At 47.1% G+C, this 14,011-nt stretch carries 16 protein-coding genes; all 16 read right to left on the reverse strand.

Annotated elements, in window-relative coordinates; translation table 11 throughout:
- Positions 1-138: 138 nt before the first annotated feature.
- Complete coding sequence (locus NCCP2222_RS20550; protein ID WP_238078765.1) at positions 139-792, reverse strand: M23 family metallopeptidase; 654 nt, start codon at positions 790-792, stop codon at positions 139-141.
- Between the two features lie 10 nt (positions 793-802).
- A complete protein-coding gene (gene spoIID / locus NCCP2222_RS20555) occupies positions 803-1,771 on the reverse strand; it encodes a stage II sporulation protein D (protein WP_248514259.1) in 969 nt (322 codons plus the stop codon).
- Between the two features lie 116 nt (positions 1,772-1,887).
- Positions 1,888-3,183 (reverse strand): UDP-N-acetylglucosamine 1-carboxyvinyltransferase, encoded by a 1,296-nt coding sequence (murA, locus tag NCCP2222_RS20560; RefSeq protein WP_248514260.1) that lies wholly within the window; start codon positions 3,181-3,183, stop codon positions 1,888-1,890.
- Positions 3,184-3,606: 423 nt separating this feature from the next.
- Positions 3,607-3,843 (reverse strand): DUF1146 family protein, encoded by a 237-nt coding sequence (locus NCCP2222_RS20565; RefSeq protein WP_248514261.1) that lies wholly within the window; start codon positions 3,841-3,843, stop codon positions 3,607-3,609.
- Positions 3,844-3,919: 76 nt separating this feature from the next.
- On the reverse strand, positions 3,920-4,321 hold the full coding sequence (locus tag NCCP2222_RS20570) for a F0F1 ATP synthase subunit epsilon (protein ID WP_238078761.1): 402 nt from the start codon (positions 4,319-4,321) through the stop codon (positions 3,920-3,922).
- Positions 4,322-4,345: 24 nt separating this feature from the next.
- Positions 4,346-5,761 carry a F0F1 ATP synthase subunit beta gene (gene atpD / locus NCCP2222_RS20575; RefSeq protein ID WP_248514262.1) on the reverse strand — a complete coding sequence of 472 codons (1,416 nt, stop codon included), beginning with the start codon at positions 5,759-5,761 and terminating at the stop codon, positions 4,346-4,348.
- Between the two features lie 42 nt (positions 5,762-5,803).
- Entirely contained in the window at positions 5,804-6,658 is an 855-nt protein-coding gene (atpG, locus tag NCCP2222_RS20580) for an ATP synthase F1 subunit gamma (RefSeq protein ID WP_238078759.1), read from the reverse strand.
- 49 nt (positions 6,659-6,707) lie between these two features.
- The gene (atpA, locus tag NCCP2222_RS20585) at positions 6,708-8,219 is read right to left on the reverse strand and encodes a F0F1 ATP synthase subunit alpha (protein WP_248514263.1); all 1,512 of its coding nucleotides are present in this window, start codon (positions 8,217-8,219) and stop codon (positions 6,708-6,710) included.
- Positions 8,220-8,243: 24 nt separating this feature from the next.
- The gene (locus tag NCCP2222_RS20590) at positions 8,244-8,783 is read right to left on the reverse strand and encodes a F0F1 ATP synthase subunit delta (RefSeq protein ID WP_248514264.1); all 540 of its coding nucleotides are present in this window, start codon (positions 8,781-8,783) and stop codon (positions 8,244-8,246) included.
- Positions 8,780-9,307: a F0F1 ATP synthase subunit B gene (gene atpF, locus NCCP2222_RS20595; protein WP_238078770.1), complete on the reverse strand. Its 528-nt coding sequence runs from the start codon at positions 9,305-9,307 to the stop codon at positions 8,780-8,782. The genes NCCP2222_RS20590 and atpF overlap by 4 nt, the downstream gene beginning before the upstream one ends.
- Before the next feature lie 186 nt (positions 9,308-9,493).
- A complete protein-coding gene (gene atpE, locus NCCP2222_RS20600) occupies positions 9,494-9,718 on the reverse strand; it encodes a F0F1 ATP synthase subunit C (RefSeq protein ID WP_238078756.1) in 225 nt (74 codons plus the stop codon).
- 64 nt (positions 9,719-9,782) lie between these two features.
- A complete protein-coding gene (gene atpB / locus NCCP2222_RS20605) occupies positions 9,783-10,493 on the reverse strand; it encodes a F0F1 ATP synthase subunit A (RefSeq protein ID WP_248514265.1) in 711 nt (236 codons plus the stop codon).
- Between the two features lie 29 nt (positions 10,494-10,522).
- Positions 10,523-10,894, reverse strand: coding sequence for an ATP synthase subunit I (locus NCCP2222_RS20610; protein WP_207960192.1), 372 nt, complete (start codon positions 10,892-10,894; stop codon positions 10,523-10,525).
- Between the two features lie 524 nt (positions 10,895-11,418).
- Entirely contained in the window at positions 11,419-12,603 is a 1,185-nt protein-coding gene (locus NCCP2222_RS20615) for an MGDG synthase family glycosyltransferase (RefSeq protein WP_248514266.1), read from the reverse strand.
- Complete coding sequence (locus NCCP2222_RS20620; RefSeq protein ID WP_248514267.1) at positions 12,600-13,202, reverse strand: DedA family protein; 603 nt, start codon at positions 13,200-13,202, stop codon at positions 12,600-12,602. The genes NCCP2222_RS20615 and NCCP2222_RS20620 overlap by 4 nt, the downstream gene beginning before the upstream one ends.
- A gap of 663 nt (positions 13,203-13,865) precedes the next feature.
- On the reverse strand, positions 13,866-14,011 hold a 146-nt coding region (locus NCCP2222_RS20625; RefSeq protein WP_248514271.1), incomplete at its 5' end, for a UDP-N-acetylglucosamine 2-epimerase.

Below are 14,011 nucleotides of genomic sequence, written 5' to 3' on the forward strand. Positions count from 1 at the left end.
CCACGTCACCATGGACACCCTTGCGTTAAGCTAACTGCTACTTCTGCCTTCACAGTTCGGGACTTGCACCCTATAGACTACGCCCGTGCTGGGCGCAAAACAAAAAAAGCCGCTTTGCAGAAGCGGCTTTTACGCAAATCAGAATGCAAGTAGTGAACGTGGGTTGACGGAGACGCCGTCTTGCTGGACCTCGAAGTGCAGGTGGGTGCCGGCTTGGGCGTTCCATTCGTTGCTTGTCGCCGTGCCGAGTGGAGCACCTTGGAGCACTTCGTCGCCTTCTTGTACGAGGACGCCGGTGAGTGATCCGTAGATGGTCTTTTTGCCGTCGGCATGGGAGATCGTAACTTCGCTGCCTTTGAATTGGTCAACGATGACTTGTTCCACTGTACCGCTCATGGCTGCGACGACTTCAAATGGTTCGTCGTTTACGGAGATGGAGATTCCGCTGTTTGTGACATAGGTTTGATTGAATACAAGCAAGGCGCTTTCTCTCATGTCGTCGTCGGCTTCCGCGTCATAGTACTCTTGTAAAATGGCCACACTTTCAAGTAGGTCTTCGTTGAATGGATATTTGAGTACTTCCTTGGATGCGTTGGTCTCGATGATTGTGTCGTCCTCGTTGTTGACAACTTCGGCCGTTTCGGTCTTGTCTTGTTTTATGATTGCGTTGTAACCCCAGATCATGCCGACGAATACGACGGCAATACCGGAATAGATGGCTGGCCAGAGCCAACTATTTTTCTTTGTACTCTTAGTCTTTTGAGAAGGGAATTTCGGTTTTTCTTCTCGCATGGTCATCACCTCACTTGCTATTGTTTGCAAGTGGAGGAGTTTTTAAACATTCCGATTCACTGTTTTCAAAATTATTTATCAAGGTGCCCGTATAGTAGTGGGCGAGGATCTGTTCGGCGGTCCAACCTTTCTGGGCGAAGGCCTCCGCTCCATATTGGCTCATGCCGACGCCGTGCCCGTAGCCTAGTGTAGTCACATGGACGATTTGGTTGGTGACGTCGTAGGCGATGTTAAAATCGGTGGATGGCAGGCCGAGTGCGTCTCGCATGTCGCGTCCGCTCATTTCGAAATTGTCGGATACGGCTTTTTGAACGCGGCCGGTTTGATTCCGGACAAGCTGAAGATTTTTGAAACGATCCGCTGTCCACGTCGAGCCGATGAGACGATTCCATTCAGTTAAGGTCATTTCCTTGCGGCGTTCGACTTCCGGGGCTACTTCCGCTTCCCCTGGGCTGTCTACGCTTTGCAAATATGGAATCGGGTTGCCGCTATAATTTTGGGAGGCTTCTGTTTTGCCGTTTGACGTGGAGAAAAACATGGCTGTGATCATTTCCCCCTCGTATTCAATCACTTGGTTGCTCGTCGCTTCCACTGCTTCGCGAAGCTTTTGTTCGTTCCGTTTAAACTCCTTTCCCCATCGTTCTTTCCGCTCCGCTTTGTTTTTGTACACTTGCGCGGAAACGGTGGCGGCGATTGTTTTTTTGCCGTTGTCGGTTGACCGGAGAGCGTATGTTCGTGCAGCGATCGCTTGGGCTTTCAATGCCTCTTCCTGGAACGTAGCAGGCATTTCACCGGCGACTACGCCGAGAACGTATTCTTCAAGGGGAAGGGGCTCGTCCATCCCCTCCACCGTGATCCAGACGGTACACGGATCGTCATACGCCACTTTGGCCGTTTTGTCTGCTGTGAGTGCGGGTTTCAATATGATTGGCATAAAGAATAAGAGAATGATGAATAAAACGGTTAGTAGTTTGTCCATAGTTAACTATATGAGATGGTGCATCAATTATGACCGGTCCGGGCTGGTGAAATGAAAAAACCGCATTCCCGGAAGAATGCGGTTCGATTCGAATGAAACATGGATAAATCCGTTGCTCAGACGAGTTGTGTTTGTTTTTCAGTTGTTTCAGAAGATACGCGTTCGATGTCCGCGCCAAGCGCTTTCAGCTTCTTATGGAAGTCGACGTATCCTCTGTCGAGATGATCCAATTCTGTGACACGTGTGATGCCTTCCGCATGGAGACCTGCCAGAATCAATGCGGCGGCAGCACGCAAGTCAGTTGCGGCTACTTCAGCCCCTTGTAACTTTGACGGACCCGAAATGATAACCGAACGTCCTTCAATTTTGACATTGGCGTTCATGCGGCGGAATTCTTCCACATGCATGAAGCGGTTTTCAAATACCGTCTCTGTCAAAACACCCGTACCAGTTGCTGTCAGCATAAGTGCCATCATTTGCGACTGCATGTCAGTCGGGAATCCTGGATGCGGCATTGTTTTCAAGTCAACCGCCCGCAATGGGTACTTTGCGGTAATCCGCAGTCCTTCATCCAATTCCGTAATATTGACGCCCATCTCGCCTAATTTTGAAATTAACGCAGCATTGTGCTCAGGAACTGCATTTTCAATGATGACATCGCCGCCTGTAATGGCTGCAGCCACCATGAACGTTCCTGTTTCAATACGGTCTGGAATAATATGATGCGTTGTCCCATATAGTTTTGAAACGCCTTCGATCCGAATAACATCTGTTCCGGCACCGACTACCTTACCGCCCATTTCATTGATGAAATTGGCAAGGTCTACGATTTCCGGCTCTTTTGCCGCGTTTTCGATAATCGTTGTGCCTCTCGCAAGTGCTGCGGCGGTCATGATGTTTTCAGTTGCACCGACACTTGGGAAGTCCAAATAAATTTTCGCCCCGCGCAGGCCGTGTGTTGCTTTCGCTTCCACATGCCCGTTGCCAAATGTGATTTCTGCGCCCATCGCCTCAAAGCCCTTTAAGTGCTGGTCGATTGGACGAGAACCAATGGCACATCCGCCTGGCATCGCTACGCGCGCAAAGCCGTGCCGTGCAAGCAAAGGTCCCATGACCAGGATCGATGCCCGCATTTTACGTACATATTCAAAATGCGCTTCTGTCGCAAGCTGTTTGCTCGAGTCAATAATCACTTGACCATCTTCAGGGAAATATTCCACTGCAGCGTTCAAGCTCTTCACTACTTCATTTATTGTTCTGACATCCGAAAGGTTCGGAACATCGCGTATGATATTGGGACCCTCAGACGCGAGTAACGCAGCAGCCAATATTGGCAGAACCGCATTTTTTGCTCCTTCCACACGAACATTTCCGCGAAGAACACGTCCACCATTAATTATGATTTTGTCCACAAAAAGCCCCTCCGACTCCAAAGTTATACTCTTAGCCTTATAGTCACTGTACATTTTATTCACATAAATCAAGCATAAAAACACATACTATTCTACAATGCCCCACCTTATTAAACAAGTAACCGCAGAGCTATTTTCCCTCTATCGATAAGATAGTCTATAATATGTACCCAATTGGCGATTTGTGTCATCCGCTTTTTTGGGCGAATGTCGGCGATAGTATGTAATTTCCTCAAACGTGGATAATTAAACCTGTTTTTGTTTTCATGCCATCGCCCCGTATATGAATGACCATACACGCGGCGATAGCATGGAGTTCACTGGCAAAAAGTTACAGTTTACGTTATTCATGACAGATGTTTTTCGGCCTACTAACTCTCTACCCGCTCTCCCCGGAAGTATGCCTCTTTTCCAAAATAAATTTTATTGGAAGTAGGTCGGGATCCTTCCTGACCAATAGGATATGTCTAAAAAGAAATTTGATACGGTTGAACCTATCGCAAAACTCAATAAAATGAATAAAAGCTGTGCGCGGAACACTTGATTCTTTTTGATGATTTTTTCGGGCATGATGGCTTGAAGGGCGTAAAACGAAAGTCCGATGAAAAAGATGTGGGAAAGGATCGCTAATAAAGGATTATACAATAATATATTGGTCAATTTTCAAGCTCCTTACTCAAACACTAAAAGGGAAAAAACGGGCAGAAAAAGACCTCTGCCCGTCATTCCTACGCACTTATCTCATTTCGTGAACGTTTATCCGGTTAATGGCCCGTTGCAAATCGAGTTCGATCAGCTTGGCTTCCAGATTATCCGCTTTCGCTTGTAGCGCTTCTTCTGCCCGTTTGGCAGCACGCTGTGCACGAGAGAGATCGATATCGGAAGCCTTTTCCGCTTGTTGTGCCAAAACGGTAATGACATCCGGACGAACTTCGATGAAGCCGCCGTGAACAGCGATCGCTTCAGTCGAATTGTCCTTTTTCAGGCGGAGAGCACCGATTTTCAAAGGTGCAACCATTGCGATATGGCCGGGAAGAATCCCGATTTCGCCTGTTTCTGTGGCGGCAATGACCATATTCGCTTCGGTTTCACTAACAGGGCCGTCGGGAGTGACGATATTTACTTTGATGGTACTCATTTTATTCCCTCCTGAACCCTTTTATTAGACCTCTACGCCCATGCTTTTCGCTTTTTCAATAACTTCTTCGATGCGTCCAACGAGACGGAATGCATCTTCCGGAAGGTGATCGTAACGGCCTTCCAAGATTTCCTTGAAGCCTTTGATCGTTTCAGCAACAGGTACGTAAGATCCCGGTTGTCCTGTGAATTGCTCCGCGACGTGGAAGTTTTGTGATAAGAAGAATTGGATACGGCGGGCGCGTCCTACAACTAGCTTATCTTCTTCGCTGAGCTCATCCATACCAAGGATCGCGATGATGTCTTGAAGCTCACGGTAACGTTGCAAAGTGGATTGTACTTGACGAGCTATTTCATAGTGCTCTTCCCCAACGATTTCAGGGCTTAGTGCACGTGAAGTAGATGCCAATGGGTCAACCGCAGGGTAGATACCCATTTCAGAAAGTTTACGCTCAAGGTTCGTTGTCGCATCCAAGTGAGCGAACGTCGTAGCTGGTGCCGGGTCAGTATAGTCATCGGCAGGTACGTAGATCGCTTGGATAGATGTTACGGAACCAACGTTTGTCGAAGTGATCCGCTCTTGAAGCTGACCCATCTCTGTTGCAAGTGTCGGCTGGTAACCAACGGCAGATGGCATACGGCCAAGAAGGGCTGATACTTCTGAACCCGCTTGTGTAAAGCGGAAGATGTTGTCGATGAAGAGAAGAACGTCCGCGCCTTGCTCATCACGGAAGTACTCTGCCATCGTAAGTCCTGTAAGTGCAACACGCATACGTGCGCCAGGAGGCTCGTTCATTTGACCGAAGACCATCGCAGTTTTGCTGATTACTCCGGAGTCAGTCATTTCATGGTACAAGTCGTTACCTTCACGTGTACGCTCACCAACACCCGCGAATACGGAGATACCGCCGTGTTCTTGTGCGATGTTGTTGATCAATTCCTGGATAAGTACGGTTTTACCTACACCCGCACCTCCGAAGAGACCGATCTTACCACCTTTGATGTATGGCGCAAGCAAGTCAACGACTTTGATGCCTGTTTCAAGAATTTCAACTTGAGTTGAAAGGTTTTCAAATTGTGGAGCTTGACGGTGGATCGGGTCGCGGCGTTCGCCAGCAGGTACTTCCTCTCCAAGGTCGATTACATCTCCAAGTACGTTAAATACGCGTCCTAGTGTCGCTGTTCCGACCGGTACTGAAATAGCCGCGCCTGTGTCAATGACCTCAGAGCCACGTTTCAGGCCGTCAGTCGATGACATCGCAATGGTACGGACTGAGTCGTCACCAAGGTGGAGTGCCACTTCAAGCGTGAGCGTTTCAGCTTCTGCATTCGGACGTTCGATTTGAACCTTCAATGCGTTATAGATCGATGGAAGCTGTCCGTCTGCAAATGAAACGTCGACAACCGGACCCATAACCTGAAGGATTTGTCCTTTATTCATGCTTTTCCCTCCTGTCTTACTTTTCCCGTTCAGTTCGTTCCTCTATTCGAGTGCGGCTACCCCGCCGACAATCTCAGTGATTTCCTGAGTAATGGCAGCTTGGCGAGCGCGGTTGAATACGAGTGTCAACGAATCGATCAATTCGCTGGCGTTATCTGTTGCAGTCTTCATCGCTGTCATACTGGAAGCATGTTCGCTCGCTTTTCCATCCAGCACGGCTCCGTAGATGAGGCTCTCCGCGTATTGCGGAAGAAGCGTTTCGAGAATCACTTCAGCTGAAGGCTCGAATTCATACGAAGACATTGTTGACGCTGGTGAAAGATCCGTGAGCGGAAGTAGTTTCTTTTCCGTCACTTCACTGGAGATGGCGGAGACGAAGTGGTTGTAGTACAAGTACACTTCATCGTATTCGCCTTCTGTGAACATGCCAACAGCACGTGTCGCGATTGTTTTTATTTCATCAAAAGAAGGGTGGTCCGATAAGCCGACAAGGCTATCGACAACGTTGTATCCAAGGCGGTTGAAGAAATCAAGGCCTTTCCGCCCGATTGCGACGATTTTCACGTCGTCTTTCGAGTGACGGGATTCGATCGCACGTTTTACCGCACGCAGCACGTTACTGTTGTAACCGCCTACGAGTCCGCGGTCGGATGTCACAACGATATAACCTGTCTTTTTCACGGGGCGGCTGACTAGCATCGGGTGTCCGGAATCGGATGTCGCTCCTGCGATTGCACCAACAACCTCCTGCATCTTATCCATGTAAGGAACAAACGCTTTGGCGTTCATTTCCGCACGGTTCAGCTTGGAAGCGGAAACCATCTGCATCGCTTTCGTGATTTGAGACGTCTTCTTCGTTGAATTAATACGGCTTTGTATATCGCGTAATGATACCACTGGCAATTCACCACCTTATCGTTTATTTAGATCAAAACCCGAGAATCAATTAAGCTTCAGACGGAACAAATGTCTTCTTGAATGCGTTGATGGCTTCTTTCATCACGTCATCGGACGGAAGATCTTTTGTCGTACGGATATGATCCAACACTTCAGTGTGGTTCGATTCGAGCCAGTTGTTGATTTCGCTTTCGAAGCGAAGGATGTCATGTACAGCAACGTCGTCGAGAAGTCCGCGTGTGAGCGCATAAAGGATCACAACTTGGTATTCGACTTTAAGTGGCTTGTTCAAGTCTTGCTTCAAGACTTCAACGGTACGTGCACCGCGGTCCAATTTCGCTTTTGTCGCTGCGTCAAGGTCCGAACCGAAAGCAGAGAACGCTTCAAGTTCACGATATGCCGCAAGGTCAAGACGAAGTGTACCCGCAACTTTTTTCATCGCTTTGATTTGCGCGGAACCACCTACACGGGATACGGAAAGACCAGCGTTGATCGCCGGACGTACGCCCGAGAAGAATAGATCCGATTGCAAGAAGATCTGTCCATCTGTGATGGAGATAACGTTTGTCGGGATATAAGCGGAGATGTCCCCTGCTTGTGTCTCAACAAATGGAAGTGCTGTAATGGAACCTGCACCTAATGTATCGTTCAGTTTTGCTGCACGCTCGAGTAGACGGGAGTGCAAGTAGAATACGTCACCAGGATATGCTTCACGGCCTGGAGGACGGCGAAGTAGCAAGGAAAGCTCACGGTAAGCCGCTGCTTGTTTCGAAAGGTCATCGTAAACGACAAGAACGTGCTTGCCATTAAACATGAACTCTTCTCCCATTGTTACTCCTGTGTATGGTGCCAAGTATAGAAGTGGAGCCGGTTGAGAAGCGGATGCTGTTACAACGATTGTGTAATCAAGCGCACCGTTCTTACGAAGTGTTTCGACAACCCCACGGACTGTAGATTCTTTTTGGCCGATTGCCACGTAGATACAAATCATGTCTTGATCCGCTTGGTTCAAGATTGTATCGATCGCAACAGTCGTTTTACCTGTTTGACGGTCTCCGATGATCAATTCACGTTGTCCACGGCCGATCGGTACAAGAGCGTCAATCGCTTTGATACCTGTTTGCAATGGTTCATGAACGGATTTACGAGCCATAACGCCTTGCGCCGGGCTTTCAATCGGACGAGTTTTTGTTGTAGCGATCGGACCAAGTCCATCCACTGGCATACCAAGTGGGTTTACGACGCGTCCAATCAATGCCTCACCGACAGGTACTTCCATAATACGGCCTGTACGACGTACTTCATCGCCTTCTTTAATGTCTGTGTATGGTCCAAGGATAACGATACCTACATTGTTCGCTTCCAAGTTTTGCGCCATACCCATGACACCGTTTGAGAACTCAAGCAGTTCTCCGGCCATGACGTTGTCGAGGCCATGAGCAAGAGCGATACCGTCACCGATTCGGATAACCGTACCGACTTCGCTTACTTCCATCTCAGACTGATAGTTTTCAATCTGCTGCTTTATCAGCGTGCTGATTTCTTCAGCTTTGATGCCCATGTATGTCACCCCTCAAAATTCAGATTAGGATCCGATCAATTTACGTTGCAATTTCTCGAGCTTCGCGCCGATGCTGCTATCGTAAATTTGATTGCCGATCTGAAGGCGGATGCCTCCAATCAAGCTTGGATCGATGATATTTTCAATACGTAAAGCTTGTTTGCCAACTTTATGTGCAAATGTTGTGGAAATCGAGTTACTCTCCAGATCCGTCAATGGACGTGTGGAATATACTTTTGCATCCGCGATACCTGCTGCGTTGTTCGCAAGTTCATGGAATTCTTCAAACACGTTGAGCACTTCATCCATGCGCTTTGCGTCAAGCAGAACATAAAGCGTGTTCAGGATCACCGGATTGGCACCCTTCAGGATGCCTGAAAGCAATTCTTTTTTCTTTGTTGCTGTCAGATCCGGAGAAGTCATTAACTGTCCAAGACCTTTATTTTCACGGAACGCCTTGTTCAATTCAGCCAAGTCTTCCTGAATGGAAAGGGTTTGCCCGTTTTTTTGCGCCAGTTCAAACAATGCTGTCGCATAACGCTTTGCTACAACCGATTGGCTCATCGGCCTTCGCCTGCCTTCACAATCGTTTCTTCAATCAAAGCACGGTTGTCTTCCTCGGAAATTTCTTTGCCAAGTACTTTGGACGCTGCAAGGATCGATAGGGAAACGAATTCTTCACGTACCGCAGCAACTGCTTTTTCTTTCTCAGTTGCGATTTCAAGAGCTGCAGATTCCTTCATGCGGTTTACTTCCGCACGAGCTGCCACGATCAATTCCTCACGCTGCGATTCGCCAAGCTTCTTCGCATTGTCAACAATCGATTGTGCGTTATCACGCGCTTCTTTCAATAGGGCGCGTTGTTCTTCAAGAAGTTTTTCAGACTCAAGACGGCTTTTTTCAGCCGCTTCGATTTCATTGGCAATCAACTCGGCACGCTGATCCATCACACCCATAAGCGGGCCCCATGCGAACTTTTTCAAAAGAACCATAAGGATTGTGAAGAATAGGACCGTGACGATGATATCGCCAAGATTCAGCCGGTCGTTCAAAGCTGCCAAAAATCCAGCGTCAGCTTTCGCTGACAAAAGGACGAAGGATTCTCCAAACACGATTGTTTCACTCCCTTCAAGAGCTTATAACTTTTTCATTTCGATTCGTTATAGAAAGAACACTAATTCTTTATTTTCAATTTCAACTGCCGACGAGCGACATAAATGAATGGCGAAGGACAAACTAGCGTACTTCGCCATTTAAATAGTATGGACCTATTCTTATTTGTTCATAACGATGAACGCGATAACTGTTGCGATGATCGGAAGGGCCTCAACTAATGCTACCCCGATGAACATTGTAGTTTGAAGCATACCGCGTGCTTCTGGTTGACGTGCAATACCTTCGACTGTCTTAGAAACGATCAAACCGTTACCGATACCTGCTCCAAGTGCACCTAGACCGACTGCTAGTGCTGCTGCTAATAGACCAACTGAACCTATCATTGTGTAATATCCTCCTAAAAATTAAATAGTATGTTTTTACTCCCGTTTCCCGGGTTATATATGTTTAATGGTCCGTGTCCACTTTATGTGCCATGTAGACCATCGTTAACATAACGAAAATGAAAGCTTGGATCGCTCCGATGAATATCGAGAACCCTTGCCAAGCAAGTGCAGGAATCAATGCTCCGGCTAAGCCGAATGCGCTTGAAGCCCCAAGTGAAGCGAGAAGTCCGATTAGGATTTCCCCAGCGAAAATGTTACCGTAAAGACGAAGACCGAGCGTCAGCGTATTCGCAAACTCCTCAATGATCTTAAGCGGTGCCAAGAATGGCATCGGCTGAAGGTATGTCTTGAAGTATCCTTTTACTCCAAGCATCTTCACACCATAGAAGTGCGTCAATACTACGACCATGGTTGCAAGTGTCATGGTGATTACCGGATCGGCTGTCGGTGATTTCCACCATAGCTTATGATCCACGACAACTGCCATTGGTAACCCGAGCATGTTGGCTACGAAGACGAACATGATCAACGTAATACCGAGTACATGGAATCGCCCGCCTGTCCTCCAATCCATATTGTTCTTGATAATTCCTTTGACGAAGTCCATGACCCATTCCATGAAATTTTGCATACCTGTCGGTTTGACCTTAAGGTTGCGAGTTGAGAAGAATGCAATCAGGAATACAATCAGGCATGTGATGAATAACATCATGATGTTGGCTGGGTTAAAGCTTAATCCGAATAAAACGAAAGACGGATTTTCATGGTTCACGTTTCGTTCACCTCCCTTTTGCAATCAGATTAAGGATTCTTTGCGTGAAATAGTATCCTATCAATCAGCAACCAGGCATAAGGGATCATAAGGCCGATCACCGTACCGATCAGATTGAATGTTTCGGGCATGGCAAGCGCAATGGCCGCCGCCGCAACTCCGGACGCGAAACGCAAAGGCGTCCCAAGCGAGCTTCTTCCCTTTCCTTCCGTTATAGAACGATCAAATCTTTCCATTCTACGGACAAGTATCCAAAAATTATACAATCCTAATAGAGAACCGAGAATTAAACCCGCAAATATTGTCTTGAAGTCAGTAAAAAACCATCCTAACATAAACAAAGCGAGCAAAAAAAAGAGAGCCTTCTTTTGTCTTATAAAGATTTCTCGCAGCGTATGCATGATAGGTGATTCTCCCGGTTTTATTATTTTGGATGTAATTTTGGCAATGGCCATGCGGCATACCGACGGAACAGGGTGTGTGGATGTGCGATGCTTGGGGGATCGGATCCGCCAAGCTTGTACCAACGCTAGGACTCCGAATAAAGGCCGGAACCTGTAAGTTAAGTAAATTGAATAGCCAATTTCGATTCACCTGGACACGTTGCTATTCACGCAGACGTGACGAAGCGAATATCGAACGATTTGGCATCCAGTGCAAGGATGATAGAATCCATCCGATTGGATGGCAATTCCGCTCAACATATGTACGAATTCCTATCATTCTTACCCTTTGTTAGCATACAATAGGGGCATTTTGATGTCAATTGATTCCCGTGAAATTCTTCACAAACTCTTCTTATTGTCAAACAATCGACATATTTGTTTTAGCAAAAAAAAGTTGCATTTGATAAGGGATTCCCCTAGACGCCCTTCCCTTGCGAATCAATTGAAAAAGACGAAGGAATCGGCTGTACCCCTTCGTCTCATCGTTGCAGTTGCCGCGGTATTTTTTTCATTCCTTTCAAGCCCGTCTGCCAATCCCACGGTTTGTAGTACGGAACGACGCGTTTTGTGAATTCTCTCCGGACCACCTGCTCAATCGCCCCTTCGACATCTGACTTCAACTGGCCGACATAGGCATCCATCTGTTCTATCATCCGTTCAAACTGCACTGTATCCGTCAACAGCTCCGACACTTTGTTCCTATCAGTAATGGCAGTGGCCACACCGCATTCCGTCAAATGCTGTAAATTGATCTGCTCCTGTCCTGGAAGATGATTGCAAATCATAATCGGAATCCTCTTATAAAGCGATTCTGCAATCGTCACTCCGCCAGGCTTTGTTAAAATGGCGTCCGCCTGCTCATATAAGGCATTCATCTCCTCACAGCTTTCGATATACCCTTTCACCGTTACATTCGGGAAGCCGAAGTGCTCCAGCCGCTGCTTGTATTCGATATTGCGCCCGCATAATAACGTAAAATGGATATCTGGAAATGCATTCACTAGAGAAGCGATCGACTCAATATCGAACAAGCCCGTATTCCCTCCTGCCACAAGAACGTTCCGAAGCGGCAGACTGCGCCGGCGCAAATGGCTTTTAAAGATCTTTTTGACTGGAATGCCTGTGACAAAAATATTTCGTTCAGGCACACTGTACGTTTCCATTAGCGTATCCCGGACGCCGGGATGAGGCACGAAATGATACATGACTTCGGATTTCGCCCATACATCATTTAGAAAAAAGTCCGTGTACGCGTTAATGGCTGGAACGCTCGATATCTTCCGTTTGCGGACAAGCCTGCCAAAGATGCTCGACGGGAAGGAATGGGTGAACACCAATAGATCTGGTTCCTCTTCTTCAATCAAACTGCGCATCTTCCTTTCAAAATAAAGGGGGGAAAAGCGGCGAACATGTTTCTTTCCGCCATTTTGCTCTTTCATAATAAAAAAACGGTACGCCTTTTGATAAAATTCCGGAGTTGTATTGATCATTTTCATATAGAAGGAGGAGACAAATCTTCCGAGCAAGCCGTTGCAATACGTTAAAAAATCGACTGTTTTCACAGTGGCACCCGGATACATGTCCAGTATCCGTTCCTCAATCGCCTCCGCCACCTTCGAATGACCTGAAGGGAAACGGAAGAAAGGAAAAATAACAATTTTCAAGTTGAGGCACCTCCATTCCTTTTTTTCTTATAAGCTGTGCGGATCAGTTGGATGAGTAAGATAAGAAGAAAAGCGAGACCGATGTAGGGCACATATTCTGCTTTAATCGGCAAATAGGTTGCGGAGAGAATCCCCAGGCCAAAATAAAATCCGATCCATGTCATTGCCCCAACGATTGAGATTAGGATAAATTGTTTGCCTTCCATCCTCATCATGCCGGCAATGTAGGGACTCGCTTGACGCAGGCCAGGCAAGAAAAATCCTAAAAACACTGTCCAGACAGCCCTTTTTCGAAACCTCCCCTGAAACACCGCCACTTTCTCGTCGGTCAGACCAATATATTTACCAAACTTCCGGATCAGCGACATGCCGAAAAAACGTCCTGCCAAATATGCGATGATCATTCCCGCCAGAGCACCTGCCACTGCAGCGAGACTACTTGTTGCGACATGCAGCTGATTGCTGGCAACCATCATGCCGATCAGGAATAAAAACGATTCCTCTGGAGCTGGAATACCGACAATTCCAAAAAACAAAGCTATGAAAATGACGATATAACCGTATTGGACGATATATGCTTCAATTGCATCCATGGACATGGGAACACCCCCCACTGAACTTTACGAGGTGACCAGACTTTTAATTTATGCTGCCAGTTTCATCTGCTGTTCACCTCTAGCCTAAAGAAGAGCGTCTTCCCGCTAACAAGAGAACTGTTTATTTCAACGCCTTAGCTCCATCTCTTTGCACAGCACCGGAACACAGCCCATAATAGCCTCTCTCTTCCTATTAGATAACCTCTTCATCTGTTGGACTGCCACGTAATCTACCTGCACTAGGTAATCATTAAATCCCTAGCGTGTCCCCGCACTCGTCTTGCGCTACCGTTCGAAAACTATCTTTCTCGGTTCATATTTTTCTGAAATCAGAATGCAAGCTGGGTGAACTCCCGTCACAAACAGCGAAGGATACGGATTATTGCTCCAGCCATCCGCCATCCATCTTCTTACACACCTATACCCCAAATTTCTCGAATTAAAAAAGGATTGTCCGGGGTAGGACAATCCTAGCGTGTAGACCGTTTTGTAGGGCTACACGTTTTACATGGAATCTCTCATTAACCTGTGCGCATTTCAGCATCAGTGAAATTCACAAATTCGAAACAAAGGAAGGCAGCTGTCGCCTCCCCTGCATGCCGAGCGATTCCAAGTACTAAATTCTATTCTGACTGGGACGGTCTATGAGAGACCTTCTCGATTTTATTAAATAGAGGATAAATAGCCTTTCAACGCCTCAACAATCCGCTTCGAAGCCTGTCCATCTCCATAAGGATTGGACGCTTTCGCCATTTTCGCGTACTCCTCTTCGTCCGAAAGCAGAGCATCTGTCAATTCAAAGATCGCTTCTT

This window comes from Sporosarcina sp. NCCP-2222, from assembly GCF_023168145.1.
In the GTDB taxonomy this organism is placed as follows: domain Bacteria; phylum Bacillota; class Bacilli; order Bacillales_A; family Planococcaceae; genus Sporosarcina.

Coding starts and splice junctions, on each gene's coding strand:
- NCCP2222_RS20550 (WP_238078765.1), bottom strand. CDS start 792: ATGCGAGAAGAAAAACCGAAATTCCCTTCTCAAAAGACTAAGAGTACA.
- spoIID (WP_248514259.1), bottom strand. CDS start 1,771: ATGGACAAACTACTAACCGTTTTATTCATCATTCTCTTATTCTTTATG.
- NCCP2222_RS20570 (WP_238078761.1), bottom strand. CDS start 4,321: ATGAGTACCATCAAAGTAAATATCGTCACTCCCGACGGCCCTGTTAGT.
- atpD (WP_248514262.1), bottom strand. CDS start 5,761: ATGAATAAAGGACAAATCCTTCAGGTTATGGGTCCGGTTGTCGACGTT.
- atpA (WP_248514263.1), bottom strand. CDS start 8,219: ATGGGCATCAAAGCTGAAGAAATCAGCACGCTGATAAAGCAGCAGATT.
- NCCP2222_RS20590 (WP_248514264.1), bottom strand. CDS start 8,783: ATGAGCCAATCGGTTGTAGCAAAGCGTTATGCGACAGCATTGTTTGAA.
- atpE (WP_238078756.1), bottom strand. CDS start 9,718: ATGATAGGTTCAGTTGGTCTATTAGCAGCAGCACTAGCAGTCGGTCTA.
- NCCP2222_RS20610 (WP_207960192.1), bottom strand. CDS start 10,894: ATGCATACGCTGCGAGAAATCTTTATAAGACAAAAGAAGGCTCTCTTT.
- NCCP2222_RS20620 (WP_248514267.1), bottom strand. CDS start 13,202: ATGTCCATGGATGCAATTGAAGCATATATCGTCCAATACGGTTATATC.